General features: G+C 66.0%; 11 protein-coding genes. 3 read left to right on the top strand and 8 right to left on the bottom strand.

Annotation, left to right across the window (positions count from 1 at the left end; genetic code table 11):
• Nucleotides 1-75 precede the first annotated feature (75 nt).
• From AC3A35_RS21165 to AC3A35_RS21155, 3 genes are all read right to left on the bottom strand, one after another.
• Nucleotides 76-2313 carry an NADP-dependent isocitrate dehydrogenase gene (locus tag AC3A35_RS21165; protein WP_487438325.1) on the bottom strand — a complete coding sequence of 746 codons (2238 nt, stop codon included), beginning with the start codon at nt 2311-2313 and terminating at the stop codon, nt 76-78.
• A gap of 182 nt (nt 2314-2495) precedes the next feature.
• A complete protein-coding gene (locus AC3A35_RS21160; protein ID WP_487438324.1) occupies nt 2496-3344 on the bottom strand; it encodes a CAP domain-containing protein in 849 nt (282 codons plus the stop codon).
• Between the two features lie 140 nt (nt 3345-3484).
• Nucleotides 3485-4795, bottom strand: a complete 1311-nt coding sequence (locus tag AC3A35_RS21155) for a Glu/Leu/Phe/Val family dehydrogenase (protein WP_487438323.1) — start codon at nt 4793-4795, stop codon at nt 3485-3487.
• Nucleotides 4796-5160: 365 nt separating this feature from the next.
• Between AC3A35_RS21155 and AC3A35_RS21150 the strand changes: the two genes are divergently transcribed.
• Entirely contained in the window at nt 5161-5811 is a 651-nt protein-coding gene (locus tag AC3A35_RS21150) for a PEP-CTERM sorting domain-containing protein (protein ID WP_487438322.1), read from the top strand.
• A gap of 96 nt (nt 5812-5907) precedes the next feature.
• On the opposite strand, the gene AC3A35_RS21145 is transcribed toward AC3A35_RS21150, so the two are convergent.
• Entirely contained in the window at nt 5908-6810 is a 903-nt protein-coding gene (locus tag AC3A35_RS21145; RefSeq protein ID WP_487438321.1) for a LysR family transcriptional regulator, read from the bottom strand.
• Between the two features lie 174 nt (nt 6811-6984).
• Between AC3A35_RS21145 and AC3A35_RS21140 the strand changes: the two genes are divergently transcribed.
• Both AC3A35_RS21140 and AC3A35_RS21135 read left to right on the top strand, forming a co-directional pair.
• The gene (locus AC3A35_RS21140) at nt 6985-7656 is read left to right on the top strand and encodes a histidine phosphatase family protein (RefSeq protein ID WP_487438320.1); all 672 of its coding nucleotides are present in this window, start codon (nt 6985-6987) and stop codon (nt 7654-7656) included.
• A 33-nt stretch (nt 7657-7689) separates the two neighbouring features.
• Nucleotides 7690-8937 carry an acyl-CoA dehydrogenase family protein gene (locus tag AC3A35_RS21135; RefSeq protein ID WP_487438319.1) on the top strand — a complete coding sequence of 416 codons (1248 nt, stop codon included), beginning with the start codon at nt 7690-7692 and terminating at the stop codon, nt 8935-8937.
• Between the two features lie 317 nt (nt 8938-9254).
• Here the strand turns inward: AC3A35_RS21135 and AC3A35_RS21130 are convergent, their stop codons facing one another.
• From AC3A35_RS21130 to AC3A35_RS21115, 4 genes are all read right to left on the bottom strand, one after another.
• Complete coding sequence (locus AC3A35_RS21130) at nt 9255-10760, bottom strand: aldehyde dehydrogenase family protein (protein ID WP_487438317.1); 1506 nt, start codon at nt 10758-10760, stop codon at nt 9255-9257.
• A gap of 44 nt (nt 10761-10804) precedes the next feature.
• A complete protein-coding gene (locus tag AC3A35_RS21125) occupies nt 10805-12643 on the bottom strand; it encodes an outer membrane protein assembly factor BamB family protein (protein ID WP_487438316.1) in 1839 nt (612 codons plus the stop codon).
• Nucleotides 12644-12825: 182 nt separating this feature from the next.
• The gene (locus AC3A35_RS21120) at nt 12826-14196 is read right to left on the bottom strand and encodes a DUF1329 domain-containing protein (protein ID WP_487438315.1); all 1371 of its coding nucleotides are present in this window, start codon (nt 14194-14196) and stop codon (nt 12826-12828) included.
• Nucleotides 14197-14236: 40 nt separating this feature from the next.
• The gene (locus AC3A35_RS21115) at nt 14237-15922 is read right to left on the bottom strand and encodes a DUF1302 domain-containing protein (protein ID WP_487438314.1); all 1686 of its coding nucleotides are present in this window, start codon (nt 15920-15922) and stop codon (nt 14237-14239) included.
• Between the last annotated feature and the right edge of the window lie 396 nt (nt 15923-16318).

Below are 16318 nucleotides of genomic sequence, written 5' to 3'. Positions count from 1 at the left end.
CGCGATGGGGGCAGACCGGACTGCGGTCTGCCCCCATCGCGAGTCAACACAAGGCCGATCGGATCGGCCTGACGATCACACGCGCGCGGCTTTCAGCAAGCCGTTGAGGGTCGCGCTCGGGCGCATCACCGCCTTGTACTTCGCGGTATCGGCGACGTAGTAACCGCCGATATCCGCCGGCTTGCCCTGAACGGCCTTGAACTCGGCGACGATCTGCTGCTCGTTGTCGGTCAGCGCCTTCGCCAGCGGGGCGAAATGTGCCTGCAGCTCGGCATCCTCGGTCTGCGCGGCCAGGGCCTGGGCCCAGTACATCGCCAGGTAGAACTGGCTGCCGCGGTTGTCGAGTTCGCCGGTGCGGGGCGACGGCGACTTGTTGTTCTCGAGCAGCTTGCCGGTGGCGTCGTCCAGCGTCTTGGCGAGGATCTTGGCCTTGTTGTTGCCGGTCTTGATGCCGAGGTCTTCGAGCGACACCGCCAGCGCGAGGAATTCGCCGAGCGAATCCCAGCGCAGGTGGTTTTCCTCGACCAGCTGCTTGACGTGCTTCGGTGCCGAACCGCCGGCGCCGGTTTCGTACATGCCGCCGCCGGCCATCAGTGGCACGATCGACAGCATCTTGGCGCTGGTGCCCAGTTCCATGATCGGGAACAGGTCGGTCAGGTAGTCGCGCAGGATGTTGCCGGTGACCGAGATCGTGTCGAGGCCGCGGATGACGCGCTCCAGCGTGTAACGCATGGCACGGACCTGCGACATGTGCTGGATGTCGAGGCCGGTGGTGTCGTGGTCCTTGAGGTAGGTCTCGACCTTCTTGATCAGCTCGGCTTCGTGCGGACGGTAGGGGTCGAGCCAGAACACCGCCGGCGTGCCCGAATTGCGCGCGCGGGTCACGGCGAGCTTGACCCAGTCGCGGATCGGCGCGTCCTTGACCTGGCACATGCGCCAGATGTCGCCTTCTTCGACGTCCTGCGACAGCAGCACTTCGCCGGTGGCGAGGTCGGTGATGTTGGCGACGCCGGCTTCCGGAATCTCGAAGGTCTTGTCGTGCGAGCCGTATTCTTCGGCCTGCTGGGCCATCAGGCCGACGTTGGGCACGGTGCCCATGGTCACCGGATCGAAATTGCCGTTGGTCTTGCAGAAGTTGATCATCTCCTGGTAGATGCGGGCGAAGGTCGATTCCGGCATGACCGCCTTGGTGTCCTTCGGCTTGCCGTCCGAACCCCACATCTTGCCGCCGATGCGGATCATCGCCGGCATCGAGGCATCGACGATCACGTCGCTCGGCGAATGGAAGTTGGTGATGCCCTTGGCCGAATCGACCATCGCCAGCTCGGGGCGGTGCTCGTGGCAGGCATGCAGGTCGCGCTCGATCTCCTCGCGCTTCGATTCGGGCAGCCTGGCGATCTTGTCGTAGAGGTTGGACATGCCGTTATTGACATTGACGCCCAGTTCCTCGAACAGCTTGGCGTGCTTCTCGAAGGCGTCCTTGTAGTAGATGCGGACGCAGTGGCCGAAGACGATCGGGTGCGACACCTTCATCATCGTCGCCTTGACGTGCAGCGAGAACATCACGCCGGTTTCGCGGGCGTCCTCCAGCTGCTCTTCGTAGAAGGCGCACAGTGCCTTCTTGCTCATGAACATGGAGTCGATGATCTCGCCATCGAGCAGGGAAATCTTCGGCTTGAGCACGATGGCCTTGCCGCTCTTGGTCACCAGCTCCATCTTGATGTCGCGCGCCTTGTCCAGCGTCATCGACTTTTCGCCGTGATAGAAGTCGCCGTGGGTCATGTGGGCGACGTGGGTGCGCGAGGCCATGCTCCACTTGCCCATCGAGTGCGGGTTCTTGCGCGCATAGCGCTTGACCGCGGCCGGCGCGCGGCGGTCGGAGTTGCCCTCGCGCAGCACCGGGTTTACGGCGCTGCCCAGGCAACGCGAGTAGCGGGCGCGGATGGCCTTGTCCTCGTCGGTCTTCGGGTCTTCCGGGAAGTCGGGGATCTGGTAGCCCTTCGCCTGCAGCTCCTTGATCGCGGTCACCAGCTGCGGCACCGAAGCGCTGATGTTGGGCAGCTTGATGATGTTGGTGTCCGGGTCCTGGGTCAGGCGGGCCAGCTCGGCCAGCGCGTTGGGAACCTTCTGTTCTTCGGTCAGGCGGTCGGGAAACTCGGCCAGGATGCGTGCCGCCACGGAGATGTCGCTCTTGGCCACTTCGATGCCGGCCGGACTGGTGAACGTCCGGATAATCGGCAAGAACGCGCAGGTGGCCAGCAGCGGCGCCTCGTCCGTGAGCGTGTAGATGATCTTAGATTTTCCTGCACCCATGTCTTTTCCCTCGATTTTGATTTTCTGACGTCCAACCGATGGCGACTCCCTGTCGCCTTGCACGACCGCTGACCCCGCCTGTGCGGTTCACAGCGAAGATCGTGCATCCCAAGCCTGTGTATTGTAACCGCCGGGAGCAGGGGCGTCAGGGGCGCGGACCTGAAAATCGTGATCGACCGCCATCAGCGCGGCGTCGCAAAAACCTGCGTCCAGTAGATCGTGGCCTCGCTGTCCGGGTTGGTCGCATAGGCCGCGCCCATCTCGGTGAAGTTGCCGTTCATGATGTTGGCGCAATGGCCGGGGCTGGACAGCCAGCCGTCGACGACCTGCCGCGGCGAACCCTGTCCGGCCGCGACGTTCTCGCCGACCCGCCGCCACGCATAGCCTGCATCCTCGGTGCGCTTTTCGGCGGTGTTGCCGTCCCGCCCCCGGTGACTGAAGAAGCTGTGTTCAGCCATGTCGCGGCTGTGCTGCAATGCCGCGGCGGCGAGGGGTGCGCTCCAGCGCAGCGCGGGTACCGGTGGGAAGCGTTGCTTGCCGCACTGACGTTCCCGGGCGCGCGCGGCATTGACCCGTTGCAGGATCTGCTGCCCCGCCTGCCGCCAATCGCCCAGCTTGGGGTCGAGACGGGGCTGCACGAGCACGATCTGCCACTCCGGACCCCGTTGCACCACGGCGGCGACCGAGTACTGCCCGCTCAGCAGCAGGCGGCAATAGCGTTGCGCGGCGAAGCGCATGGCGCCGTCGGCATCGGTCGGGCCGGTGATGGTCAGGGCCTCGGCGCGCGCTGCCTGATAGCCCACCGCACGCAGTGCGTCCTGCAGTCCGCGGCGCTCGACATCGAGGCGCGCCAGGGTCGGGTCGGGCGCCAGCGGCGGCAGGGGTTCCGGCTGCCGGCCCTCGCAGCGCGGAGGAGCCGCGCGATAGGCGTTGATCAATTCGAGGAGCTCGCCGTCCGGCGCGGCGCGGACGGCGAGGGCCAGCGTCAGCCCCACAAGCGCCGCGACCAGGTGCATCCAGGCTGTGTTCATGTCCCCCTCCACCGTTCGGGTTTGCCAGGTTCCGCAGAACCGTGTCGACAAGCCGTGCCGCGATCCGTGCGGCGAAACGGTGAAACGGGGCTGAACGGGTCAGCTGTCGTGCGCCCCCGGGGCCGGCCGGCGACGTCCGCTCAGGGGTAGAGACCGCGCTCGGCGCGCGCTTCGAGTACGCGGTGGCAGGCGATGATGAAGGCCGCGGTGCGCAGCGACACCTTCTTCTCGTCGGCGACCTGGCGGATGGCGTTGAAGGCGCCGACCAGGATGCGTTCAAGGCGGGCGTTGATCTCGTCCTCGGTCCAGAAGAAGCTGGAGAAGTCCTGCACCCATTCGAAGTAGGACACGGTCACGCCACCGGCGTTGGCGAGCACGTCGGGCACCACCAGGATGCCGCGTTCGCGCAGGATGTCGTCGGCGGCCGGCGTGGTCGGGCCGTTGGCGCCTTCGACCACGATCCGGGCGCGAATGCCCAGGGCGCGTTCCGCGGTGATCTGGCCTTCGAGCGCGGCCGGGATCAGGAACTCGCAGTCGAGGCGCCAGAAGTCCTCGATGCCGATCGGGTCGGCACCGGTGAAGCCGGCGAGGCCACCGGTGGCGGCGACGTATTCGAGCGCCGCAGGAATGTCGATGCCGCCGTGGCTCACCAGCGTCGCGGAATGGTCGGCGATCGCGATCACGCGCGCACCGGCCTCGTGGAACAGGCGTGCGCCGATGCCGCCGACGTTGCCGAAGCCCTGCACCACCACGCGCGCGCCCTCGATCGGCAACTGCTGGTGGCGGCCGGCCTCGCGGGCGGTGATGTACACGCCGCGACCGGTCGCTTCCTTGCGCCCGAGGCTGCCGCCGAGCGCGATCGGCTTGCCGGTCACCACGCCGGTGGCGGTACCCCCGCGATTCATCGAGAAGGTGTCCATCATCACCGCCATGGTCATCTCGTTGGTACCCACGTCGGGCGCCGGAATGTCGCGGTCGGGCCCGATGATGATGCCGATCTCGGAGGTGAAGCGACGCGTCATGCGCTGCAGCTCGCCCTTGCTGACCGTGGCCGGATCGACCCGGATGCCGCCCTTGGCGCCGCCGAAGGGCAGCCCGACCGCAGCGTTCTTGACCGTCATCCAGCCTGCCAGCGCCATCACTTCGTTGAGCGTGACCTGCGGATGGAAACGGATGCCGCCCTTGCCCGGGCCGCGCGACAGGTTGTGCTGCACTCGGTAGCCCTCGTAGTGGGCGATGGTGCCGTCGTCGCGCTCGATCGGCACGTCCACGATCAGGGTGCGCTTGGGATGCTTGAGGGTCTCGATCCAGCGCTCGAGCGAACCGAGGTGTGGGCGCACGCGCTCGATCTGCTCGACGAAGCTCGCCCATGGTTCGGGCGCGGCGGGGTTGAGAAAGGACAGGCCGCCGAGGCGATCGACGACGGTATCGGTGGTGGGGCTGGCTGACATGCGATGACTCCTGGATGGCGAAGTGCGCATTCTGCGGACTGCTGCACCGCAAGGGCATGCCGTTGGCTCATCGCGTTATGCGTTTCCGGCATAACCTTTTCGGGGCGCGGATCGCGTTTGCGGTGCCCTCGGCGCGCGCCGCCTTGCTCCCCGCGCCGCACGCCTTCGTGGCGCGGGCCGTCGGAATTTCTTACAGCCGCCCCGGCCCGGCTCCGTGTGCGGGACGATCGGCGTCGTCAATCTAATGATTCGATTGGAATATATGCCGTTGGCTTCGGTCTTGCTTTACTTCGTCCCGGTGTAGCGCCCGCCCACCCGTGGTGCCGGTGCGGCCTTCAATGACTTCGACAGGCGATCCTTCCGACATGAATCCGATATTCCGACTCTGCACCACGGCCCTCGCGACCCTGCTGCTGGGCGCCGCTGCCGGCAGCGCACAGGCGACCGTCGTCACCATCGATCCGGCCCGGAGTTCGGTGACCTACACCTTCGGCGGCATCGTCGTCTGCGACCAAGACGGCAACTGCCCCGAGCCGCCCGCGTCGCAGACCTTTGCGCTGTCGGGCAGCTTCGAGGTCGCGCGGAGCACGGCATTCGTCACCGACGGGTTCTATCCCCCCACAGGCTACTACCGGGACGAGATCCGATTCCGGTCGGTGTCGGTCGATGGCGGCGGCGCCACCCAGATGGGCTTCTCGTTCCCGACCTACCTGGCGGTCGCCGAGGGGGAAGACTTCGCGGGCAGCGAAGACCCCTGCACGCTGCCGGGCTTTTGTCTGATGGTCCCGTTCGACTCGTTCTCCGGCCGGTTCGATGGCCACACGCTGACGATGGCCGGCACCGACTTCGTCGGCAGCGACTTCTTTTCCGACCGCTTCGTCTTTACCGTCGTCGCCCAGGCGGCCGCGCCGGCCAGTGTTCCCGAACCCGGCACGCTGGCCTGCCTGGCCGCTGCCATGTTCGGCCTCGGGGCCGTGCGGCGACGCGGATCCGGCCCCGCGTTCTCCATCGCATAGGGTCATCACGACTGAACATCCAGCACGCTGGCGTTCAGAAAATGCTCGATTGACCCTTGGGTGAAAAAGGGCGGCAGCTTGGCATCCTCGTGCCTATCACACGGTTCTCCGCCCATTTGCAATGTCGACAAGCGTGGTGCGTAGCCACCGATTCGCACGATCCTGGTCGGCGCTCCGGTGCCAATAGCAATTCAATTCCAGCGGCGGTGTCGCGAACGGCAGATCGAAAATCCTTCCGTCATAGCGCTCCAGCAGCCGCCGTGGTGCGGTAAGCGCCAGGTCGGTCTGAAGCGCGATGACCGGTGCGACCACGTAGTGCTGGACCCGTATCTTCACCGAACGCCGCAGCCCGAGTTTCCCGAGTTCGGCATCCACCTGCCCGAGACCCCTCCGCCTGCTGGAAACATGGATGTGCTCGAAGGCGAGGTAGTCCTCCATGCGCAGCGTTTCCCCCTCGTAAGGGTGCCCGCGACGCAGCATGCAGGCGTAGGTATCGCGCAGCAGCGGGGCGTGGCGCAGTTGCGGTTCATCGACCAGCGGAATGTCGATTGCCAGATCCACGCCGCCGGTCGCCAGTTCGACCGGAATCTCGCGGCGGCCGGGATAGTAGCTTTCGATGCTGATGCCTTGCGCTTCCTCGTGCAGCACTTCGCTCAGGGCGGGCAGAAACAGGGCCTCGGTCAGATCCGCCATGCTGACCCGGAAGACCTTCCTCGTGCTCGATGCGACAAAGGAGTCGCCCTCGTTGATCGCTGCCCCGAGCAGATGCAGGGCCTCGCCGACCCGTGCTGCAATGCTGTCCGCAAGCGGCGTCGGCACCATGCCCTGGGGCGTGCTGACGAATAGCGGATCGTTCAGCTTCTTGCGCATTCGACCCAAGGCGTTGCTCACCGCCGGTTGGGTGACGCAAAGCAGCTCCGCGGCCCGGGTGAGATTGCGCTTGTCGTACACCGCGTCGAAGACGACGAAGAGGTTCAGATCGAGTTGTGAGAGGCGCATGGTCGCTTCGCAGGGTCGGAGTGGCTCGGGCCGCGGCCGTCTTGTGAACGATCCGCGTTGGGGTTGTGGCGAGTGCAGGTGATCACTGCTGTGAATGGCTAATCATCAGGGAAATAAAGTATCAGAATAGCCCGGCCCCTCCTATGCTTGCCGTTCGACAGTCGGGAGAGCGGGATGGCGGAACTGTTCATGGTGCGGCATGGCCAGGCTTCGTTCGGGACCGAAAACTACGATTGCCTGTCCCCGCTCGGGGAGCGGCAGGGAGTATGGCTGGGTGAGCACTTTGCCCGGCGTGGAATCGCGTTCGATCGGGTCCTCGTCGGGTCGATGCAGAGGCAGCGACAGACGGCCGCGGCGATCCTGCGGGGCCTCGGGGCGACGACGTCGTGCGACCGGATCGACGGGCTCGACGAATACGATTTCCAGTCACTCTATCGTGCCGCCAGCGCGGAGCACATCGAGCTCCGGAGCCTGGCCGCCGGATCCAGGGCGGATTACTACAAGGGCCTGAAACGCGTCCTTCAACTGTGGTCGGAAGACCGTATCGGCGGCCCGACATTCGAAACCTGGGCACGGTTTCAGCAGCGGGTGGCGGGGGTACGGGAGCAGATCCAGGGTCTTGGGGGGCGACGCGTGCTCGCGGTGAGTTCGGGCGGGGTCATGGCTGCGATGGCGCAGCAGGTGTTGCAGGCTCCACCGGTGACCGCGATCGAACTCAACATGCAGATCCGCAACACCGGTATCTGTCACTACTACTTCAATGCAAAGGCCATGCGGCTCTCCAGCTTCAACAGTCTGCCGCACCTCGACCTGCCGGAGCGTCTGGAGTCGATCAGTTACGCCTGACGGGCGGCGTCTTGTGAGAGGGGAGGACCGAGTGTGGATTTCGAGTACAGCCCGAGAGTGGAAGCGCTGAGACGGCGCGTCCGGGATTTCATGGACGACCATATCGTTCCGCGCGTCGCCCTGTGGAAGGACGAGGTGCGGGCGGGGGGCTATCCGGTGTCCTTCATGGACGACCTGAAGGCGCTCGCGAAAAGCGAGGGCCTGTGGAACCTGTTCCTGCCGCAACTGCGCGCTGACGAGCCGGGAATGGCGCTCACCAATCTCGAGTACGCGCCACTCGCCGAGATCATGGGGCGCGTGTCGTGGGCCTCGGAGGCGTTCAACTGCAGCGCGCCCGACACCGGCAACATGGAGCTGCTGCACCTTTTTGCGACCCCCGCCCAACGCGAGCGCTGGCTTTTGCCCTTGTTGCACGGCGAGACCCGCTCCGCCTTCGCCATGACCGAACCCGACGTCCCCTCGTCGGACGCGCGCAACATCGCCACCTCGATCGTGCGCGACGGCGACGATTATGTGATCAACGGGCGCAAGTGGTTCATCACCAATGCGGCCCATCCGGCCTGCCGGGTCCTGATCGTGATGGGGAAGACCGATCCGCGGGCGGACCCGCACCGGCAGCAGAGCATGGTGCTGGTGCCGATCGACACCCCCGGCGTGGATGTGGTGCGCAACATCGACGTGGTCAATCACCACTCGCCCGAAGGCCACTGCGAGATCGTCTTTCGCAAGGTCCGGATCCCGGTCGGGAACCTGCTCGGCGAGGAGGGCGGCGGATTCGCCATGGCCCGGGCGCGCCTCGGCCCGGGGCGGGTGCATCACTGCATGCGCTGCATCGGCGTTGCCGAACTGGCCCTCGAACTGATGGTCGAGCGCGCCCAGGAACGCAAGACCTTCGGCCGCCACCTGCACCAGCACGGCGTGGTGGCCGAATGGATCGCGCGCTCGCGGATCGAGATCGACCAGGCGCGCCTGCTGGTGCTGAAGACCGCGTGGATGATCGATCGCTACGGCGCCAAGGCCGCACGCAAGGAAGTCGCCATGATCAAGGCAGTCGTGCCCAGCTTGCAGACCACCGTATGCGACCGCGCGATGCAGACCTTCGGCGCGATGGGCCTGAGCCCGGATACGCCGCTCGCCGACCACTGGACCTGGGGCCGCGCCCTGCGCCTCGCCGACGGACCGGACGAGGTGCACCTGCAGTCGGTCGCGCGCATGGAGACGAAGCTCGGCGAGGAGACGCGCGGGCATTCGGCGGTATACCTGACCCCGACCGACCTGTAGGAGCGGCGTGAAACCGAGCCGACCCGCCCGGACGCCCGCGCCTGGACAGCCTCCCATGCACGGCGGTGAGGGCAGTGCGCCCGCGCCCCAGGCATGGCCGTCCGCGGGTGCCCCTTCCGTGTGTCCGCTGATACCCGGCCGCTTCAAGTACACCTGCTCGGGAAGGTGCAAGGGCTGCGATGAGCAGCGCGATTACCGCCGTCACGGCTGCGTGGGAACTGGTTCTGCATGTTGACGGGCGAGCAGAAGCGCCATGCCGGGAACGCAGCGGCGTTGGCGCCCCGGCCATGGGCGCGGGCGATGCCCGCGCCGCGCGCCTAGCCGATGTTGAACCAGACGCTTTTCAGCTGGGTGAATTCCTCGATCGATGCCGCGCCCAGGCTGCGGCCGAAGCCGGACAGCTTCACCCCGCCGTAGGGTACCGAGGGGTCGAGCATCATGTAGCAGTTGACCCACACGGTACCGACCTTCAGGCGCTGTGCGGCGCGATTGGCGCGTGCCAGATCTCGCGTCCACACGCCCGAGGCAAGCCCGAACTCGGTGTCGTTGGCGATGGCATAGGCCTCCTCCTCGGTGTCGAAGGGGATCACGGCCATCACCGGCCCGAAGATCTCCTCCTGCGCGATGGTCATGTCGTTGCGCACGCCGGTGAAGATGGTCGGCTGGAAGTAGTAGCCGAACTCGCCGTGGCGCGCCCCGCCCAGGGCCACGTTGGCGCCTTCCGCCTTCCCCAGCTCCACATAGCGGCTGACCTGGTCGAGCTGCTGCTGCGAGATCAGCGGGCCGACCGCGGTGTTGGCGTCGAAGCAGGAGCCGATCTTCAGCGAACGTGACAGCTCCACCATGCGCGCCACGAACTCGTCGTGAATCGCGCGCTGCACCAGCACGCGGGAGCCGGCGATGCACAGCTGACCGGAGTGACCCCATACGGCGTTGACCGCCGTGGCGGCGGCCGCGTCCAGGTCGGCATCGTCGAAGATGATGTGCGGGCTCTTGCCGCCGAGCTCGAGCGACACGCGCTTGAGCCGGGTCGCCGCTGCCGCCTGAATGCGCCGGCCGGTGTTGACCGAGCCGGTGAAGCTGATGGAATTGATCTCGGGATGATCGACTACCGCCGCGCCTGCCGTGGCGCCGGGGCCGTGCACGACGTTGACCACGCCCGCCGGCACCCCCGCCTCGAGGCACAGCATGCCGAAGAAGAGCGCGGTCAGCGGCGTGTTCTCGGCCGGCTTGAGGACGACCGAGTTGCCGCAGGCGAGCGGCGCGACCACCCCCAGCGGCACGGCCGACGGCGCGTTCCACGGCATGATGACGCCGCACACGCCGATCGGCTCGCGCAACTGCTGAACGACGATGTTGGGCCCGGTGGGCGACACGACCCCTTCGATCTTGCTCGGCCAGCCGGCGTAATAGTGGGCGATGTCGATGCCGAACTGCACGAAGAAGGGCGCCTGCGCGCGGACGATTCCGCCGTCGAGCATGTCGAGGTCGATGAGTACCTCGCGGTTCTCCTCGAGGAGGGTGGCCAGCCGCCGCAGCACCGCCTCCTTCCGTCCGGCCGGGAGGTGGCGCCAGCGGCCGTCCTCGAACGCCCGCCGGGCGCACTGCGCCGCACGATCCACTTCCCCGGCCCCGCCTTCAGCGACGCGAGCGAATTCTCGCCCCGTCCCCGGATCGATGACAGGCATGGTGGCGCCGTCTGTCGAGGGGACGACTTGACCGTCGATCAGGTGACCGAGTCGGGTTTCCAGGAGGAAACGGCGGGTCTTGGGGGACAGGGCATAGTCCTCGATCGAAGCCTTTTCGCGAACTGCGTCATTCATGCTGATCTCTCCGTCTTTGTGGGGGTTTTCAAGCGCGGCCGCCGTCACCAGCTACGGACGAGCGTGGTCAGGTCGGTCACATCCTGATCCGTCAGTGAGCCGGGATACATCCTCGGCATGGTGCCGCGCGGGTTCTTGATCTGTTCCATCGTCTGTTCGACGGTGAGGCGGCTGGAAAGGCCGCGCAGCGTCGGCCCGACGCCGCCCGCACCGGTGGGGCCGTGGCAGGCCGCGCACAGCTTTCCGAACAGCATCTGGCCCCTCCCGGCCGGCGCCGATCCCGTTCCACTCGGACTCGTGGCATCTCCCACGCTCATGACGATGATGCTCGGGGCCCCCGTCCCGCCGAAGGTCACGCGCGACACGTTGCCGGTGGTCGTGGCGACGTACTGCTTGCCCGCGGCCGAATAGGTGATGATCCCGCCGCCGATCGCGGCGTCGAGTGGCTTCTTGAGCAGGACGGCGCCGCTTGCGCTGTCGAGTGCCAGGAAGTTTCCGGCGGTGTCACCGGCGAAGATCACGCCGCCCGCCGTCGGCGTCACGGCGGCCACAACCGGCGCGTCGGTCTTGTGCTTCCATCGGACCGCGCCGCTCTCCGCGTCGATGGAGGTGATCCAGCCGCCCGGCACCGGGTCGGTGATCTGCTCGAGACCGCCGCCGAGATACAGCATGCCACGCACCGGCTCGGCCTTGCCGGCCTTCATGACGGTGCACCAGTCGACCGCGCCGACCACCACGGCGTGATTCGCCTCGTCGTAGGCGGGGCCGTTCCACTGCGTGCCGCCCAGCGAGCCAGGGCAGGTGAGGGCGCCTTCCGGGGTCGGTTTCGGCGCCGTCTTCTTCTGCGTCGTGACGGAGGTCTTCGACAGCAGTTCGTGGGTGGCGCGATCCACGCGGTACACGTAGCCGTCCTTGCCGGCGGCCGCCATGATGGGGCGCATCGCCTTGTCGCGGTAGAGCATGGGCGCCGCGGCCATGTCGTAGTCCCACGGGTCGTTCTTGACCGCCTGGAACCACCACTTGAGCGCGCCGGTGCGGACGTCGAGCACGATGATGGAGTTGGTGAACAGGTTGTCGCCCGGCCGCTCGTCGGGCAGCAGGTCGGGGGCAGGATTGCCGACCGGCACGAAGAGCTCGCCGCTGCTGACGTCGATGGTGAAGGTCGACCATGTTCCGCCGCCGCCGACGTATTTGCCCGGCGGCACGTTCCAGGTGTCCGCCCCGCGCTCGTCGCCGGTCGGGATGGTGTTGAAGCGCCACAGCTCTCGTCCGGTCTGCGCGTCGAACGCCATCACCCGGCCGCGCGCACCCCAGTCACCGCATCCCGTACCGGTGATGACGACGCCGTTCCATCCGACGGGGGCCGCGGCGACGCATTCGCCGATGGACGAATCCGCGATCTTGTTGGTCCACAGGCGCGCACCGGTCTTGGCGTCCATCGCCAGCAGATGGCCGTCGGTGGTGCCGCGGAAAAGACGTCCGTTGGTATGTCCGACCCCGCGGTTGCCGGTGAAGGGCTCGTAGCCCACCGGCTCGTAGCCCGACCTCCACAGCACCTTGCAGGTGGCCGGATCGAGGGCGATCGTGTCCAGGTGGGTGGTGACGTACATGACGCCGTCCACCAGGATCGGACCGGTCTGAAAGCTCCCGCCGTCAGCGACTTCGACGCGACACACTTCGCTCAGCCCGGCCACATTGGCCTTGTCGATCTGGGCCAGGTGGGAAAAACGCTGGCCGGCGTAGTCGTTGTTGAAGGTCGGCCATTGCCGGCCGCCGGCCGCCGATCCGGCACCTGCGAGAAGGCCGCCGCCTTCGAGCGCCATGGACGAGGTAGACGACAGCGCAATGAGGAGCAGGAACACTTTGATGACTGACTGATTCATGTATTGACCACCCGCGTTGTGACGGCACTCGCCGCAATGAAGCCGGAGCGTTTGAAAGGGGGCGCTGCTGCAGTGCGACCGCCCTTGCAGCGCACGGTACCGGACACCCGCATCCGGATGCCTGGTACCGCGGCCGCTAACCGGGCAAGGCGGCGCCATCAGGGCGCCGCACGCCGCCCGAATTAGCGGACCCCGCCGCCCGACAGCGCTTCGGATGCGAAGAACGAATCCGGCTTGGCCGGGATTGCCACCCAGCCACCGGTCTCGGTGGCGTCCATCTGGCGGGTGTACACGCCCGTCTGCAGGTCGTAGGTCACCCACTCGTCGGTGGAATGGCCCTCGATGTCGTAGAGGGTGATCGGCAGGGAATGGCTGGCCCGATAGATCTTGCCCGCAGCATCGTAGTTATCGGCGACGCCGACCCCCGGCAGGTCCTCATCCCAGTAAAAGGTCCGCTTGGTGTACATGTGGCGCAGGCCCGGCTTGACCGTCGCTTCCACCTCCCACACGCGGTGCAGTTCCCAGCGCACGCAGTCCGGATTCAGGTGATGCTTGGTCAAGGCGACCTTGCGCGGGCATATGTTCGGGTCGCGGACCTTGTAGTTGTTGTAGGGGATGTACATCTCCTTCTTGCCCACCAGCCTGAAGTCGAAGCGATCGAGCGCGCCGTAGAAGACCGCCGAGTCGTCCGTCGTAGTGGCCCCGCCTCCCGTCGGCGAAGGGGTGTCGTACGCGAGATCGGGCGACAGTTTCACCCGCCGCTGGCCTGGCAGATAGGACCAGGCACGGCGACCGATGTCGACCATGTCGACATTGTCGTGGACGACCAGTTTTTCGCCCGCCTTGCGCGCCGGCCCGGTGTAGTCGAGGCGGATCTTCTCGTACGGTTCCTGGTCCGCGATGGGGGTCGTCTTGGTCGGATCGAAGATGGGGTAGTACATCCAGAAGTCGGGCACGCCCGCGACGGTCAGACCTCCCGCAGTGTCCACCACCAAGCTGGCGGCGCCGCGTGCGAACAGGGAATACCCGTCGTACTTGAGCAGCCGGTTCCACATCACCTCGTTGCCGGTCTTCGGGATCGGGAACGGCATTCCTCGCCAGCACCCGTCGAGCTTCAGTTCCTCGTCGCGGGTTTTGCAGTCGGTGGCGTTCTTGAGCGCGTTGTCGAGGTAGCCCTGCGGATAGTTCGCCGTGCGGTGGCTGGGATAGACGTCCAGGCGATACGTCGGGTACTGCTTGAGCATCGCCTTCATGCCCTCGCTCAACTTGTCCGCGTATTGTTCCATGTTGTTGGCGTCGATCGAGAACAGCGGCTTCTCATCAGCGAACGGGTCGGGGCGGTAGCCCGGCTTCTTCGGATCGTAGCTTGCGGGGGGCTTGATCGGGCCGGTGTACGCGGGGATGGTTCCGTCGGCGTTGCCGGCCTTGATGGCGCCCCACGGGGTCAGCGTGGCGCCAATCTGCTTGGCCTCTTCTGTGCTGACCGCGGCGAGCGATGTTCCGGTAAAGGTGAAGGCCAGTGCTGCGGTGATGGTGCGGATCGAGCAATTCATGTTCATGTCTCCTCAGGGAGGGATTGACGGCTCTGCGCTCTTAGAATGTGGTCTTGAAGGTGAAGGACAGCCAGCCGCGATCGTGGATGAGCGCGTTGCCGCCGTTGTTGGTGCCGAGTCCAGTCGGCCCGATGCCCGGTACGCCGAAGAACGGATTGGGGGCCTTGCTGTAATCGCCGAAGTAATCGGAATAGGTGAGATCGAACTTGTACTTGCCCTTGTAGTCGGCGCCGAGACCGATGCTCCAGGTCCCGCTGTTCTCATTGCCGCCGAACGGGACCGGGGAATTGCCTTTCAGGCCGCGATCGTAATGGATGGGCATGGTGAGATCGACGCTCGGGAAGACCTGGAACCAGGTCGGGGTGAAGGTCACGGCCATGCCCCATGCATCGTCGCTCGAGCAGCCGTCGCGCACCTTGCCGCAGCGCTGGCCCAGGAAATTCGTCTCGTCGACGTGGTTGAAGTTCGCCCGCGTGCCGCGGTAGACCTTGTCCAAGCGACTGTAGGTAATTTCGCCCAGCAGTACTGCGGAATCGAAGAGCGGCGTCTTGCCGATGTAGGCGATCCCGTTCACCAGCGCGTGCCAGGTATCGCCGCGCGCCAGCTCGGGCGCCCCGAAGACGGTGTTGAGCGCGGTGTTCTCGCGGCGGACGAGCTCGGCGCCGAACGCGATCCCGCCCAATTGCTTGGACAGGCTGATTCCCGCCAGTTTCACGTCCTCCGCGTAGGCGTTGTGCAGTTCCGAGAAGGTGCCGCCGGTACTGAGGATGGCGGGCACCTTGTCGTCGAAGCGGCGGTAATAGAGGCCGACGGTGCCCCATTCCGGCGCGTACTTGAAGTTCACGCCCCAGCTGCCGCGATTCTCCGGCTTTTCGTGCGGGCCGTTGCTGAGGTCGCCGTGGTACGGCAGCACGCCGCCCGGAGCGAAGAATGTGCCGCCCTGAAAGACCGGGTCGAAGAAGGTGAAATAGGTGCCGCCCTCGTAGATGCGGTAGGGACGCCACTGCAGGTAGTACTGCGCCGCCATCGTCAGGGTATCGGTGAGCTGCGCCTGGGCGGAGAGCTGGTTCAGCGGCAGGAACAGCTCCTTCGCCTCGGAGCCCGGGTTCGCCACCGCCTTGCGGAAGTCCACCGGCCCCTGCGAATAGGAGACGCCGTGGATGGGGGTGAACATCGATTCGCCCCAGTAGATGTTGTGGCGTCCGAAGCGGATGTCGACGGGCATCGTTCCGAGGTTGAGGCGGCCGAAAATGAAGGCGTCGAGCAGCTCGCCCGAGTGGGTGTAGGCGCGCTTGACCGCCGAGGTGTATTTGTTGCCGGGGTAGGCCGTTCCCAGTCCCGCGGCCTGGTAGGCCGGGTTTCCTTCGACCTTGTCGTCGTAGGCCGCGTCGTACCACGCGGCGCCGGAGACGCGGAAGCCGTAGTTCATCTTGTACACGAAGTCGAACTCGGACAGCAGGTCGACACGGTTGGTGACGACGTCACCCTTGTCGAACTTGTACTCACCGGCCTGCAGTCCCCAAGTATCGCCCAGCGTATCGTCGCGCTCGTCGACGCGCCAGCCGATGTTGTAGCGCACCGTGTTGTCCCAGCGCATGCGCACGTCGGGATTGTCCACGTCGATCTGGAAAGCCGCCGCTTCGTTGCCCAGCATGGCGAGCATCACCGCTCCGGCGACACCCATCGACGCCCGCTGAGCGGTCGTCGCGATCCCTCTCCAGTCCATATCGTCCCCTCCGTTATGTGTGTCGTACTGCTGGGGCGAAAGTTACTCAACCGACTGGTCGGTTGTCAATGCTGTGAGAAAATGTTTCCCGCCGCTGTCAAACCCCGCTTCCGACGGGGCACCGCCAGCCAGCGATGGGAGCGTGCGCCGGCAATGGGAGTTGATATATCGACCGAACGGTCGGGTGTCAATACTCCGTTTTTCCGGAGGTGGACTTCGACTTCGATCTTCAATATTGACAACCGACCGGACGGTCGAGTAGTCTCGAGGTCATGAGCAAGCCCATCGGTATCGGGCCGCGTCCAGTGCTTTCGCACGCTCTCGCCGGAGGGCTGCATGCACGGGCGGCCGCGTCCGGGCCGAGCCGCGACCGAGTCCCAGCTACGTGATCAATCG

Source organism: Azoarcus sp. Soil_N_20 (assembly GCF_057656155.1).
Note: the sequence above shows the minus strand (reverse complement) of the source record. Positions and strands in the feature narration are given on the sequence as shown.

Excerpts from the sequence above, each read along its gene's own strand:
- AC3A35_RS21155 (WP_487438323.1), bottom strand. The coding sequence starts at position 4,795 with ATGTCAGCCAGCCCCACCACCGATACCGTCGTCGATCGCCTCGGCGGC.
- AC3A35_RS21120 (WP_487438315.1), bottom strand. The coding sequence starts at position 14,196 with ATGAATTGCTCGATCCGCACCATCACCGCAGCACTGGCCTTCACCTTT.
- AC3A35_RS21125 (WP_487438316.1), bottom strand. The coding sequence starts at position 12,643 with ATGAATCAGTCAGTCATCAAAGTGTTCCTGCTCCTCATTGCGCTGTCG.
- AC3A35_RS21115 (WP_487438314.1), bottom strand. The coding sequence starts at position 15,922 with ATGGACTGGAGAGGGATCGCGACGACCGCTCAGCGGGCGTCGATGGGT.
- AC3A35_RS21160 (WP_487438324.1), bottom strand. The coding sequence starts at position 3,344 with ATGAACACAGCCTGGATGCACCTGGTCGCGGCGCTTGTGGGGCTGACG.
- AC3A35_RS21145 (WP_487438321.1), bottom strand. The coding sequence starts at position 6,810 with ATGCGCCTCTCACAACTCGATCTGAACCTCTTCGTCGTCTTCGACGCG.
- AC3A35_RS21165 (WP_487438325.1), bottom strand. The coding sequence starts at position 2,313 with ATGGGTGCAGGAAAATCTAAGATCATCTACACGCTCACGGACGAGGCG.
- AC3A35_RS21150 (WP_487438322.1), top strand. The coding sequence starts at position 5,161 with ATGAATCCGATATTCCGACTCTGCACCACGGCCCTCGCGACCCTGCTG.
- AC3A35_RS21140 (WP_487438320.1), top strand. The coding sequence starts at position 6,985 with ATGGCGGAACTGTTCATGGTGCGGCATGGCCAGGCTTCGTTCGGGACC.
- AC3A35_RS21130 (WP_487438317.1), bottom strand. The coding sequence starts at position 10,760 with ATGAATGACGCAGTTCGCGAAAAGGCTTCGATCGAGGACTATGCCCTG.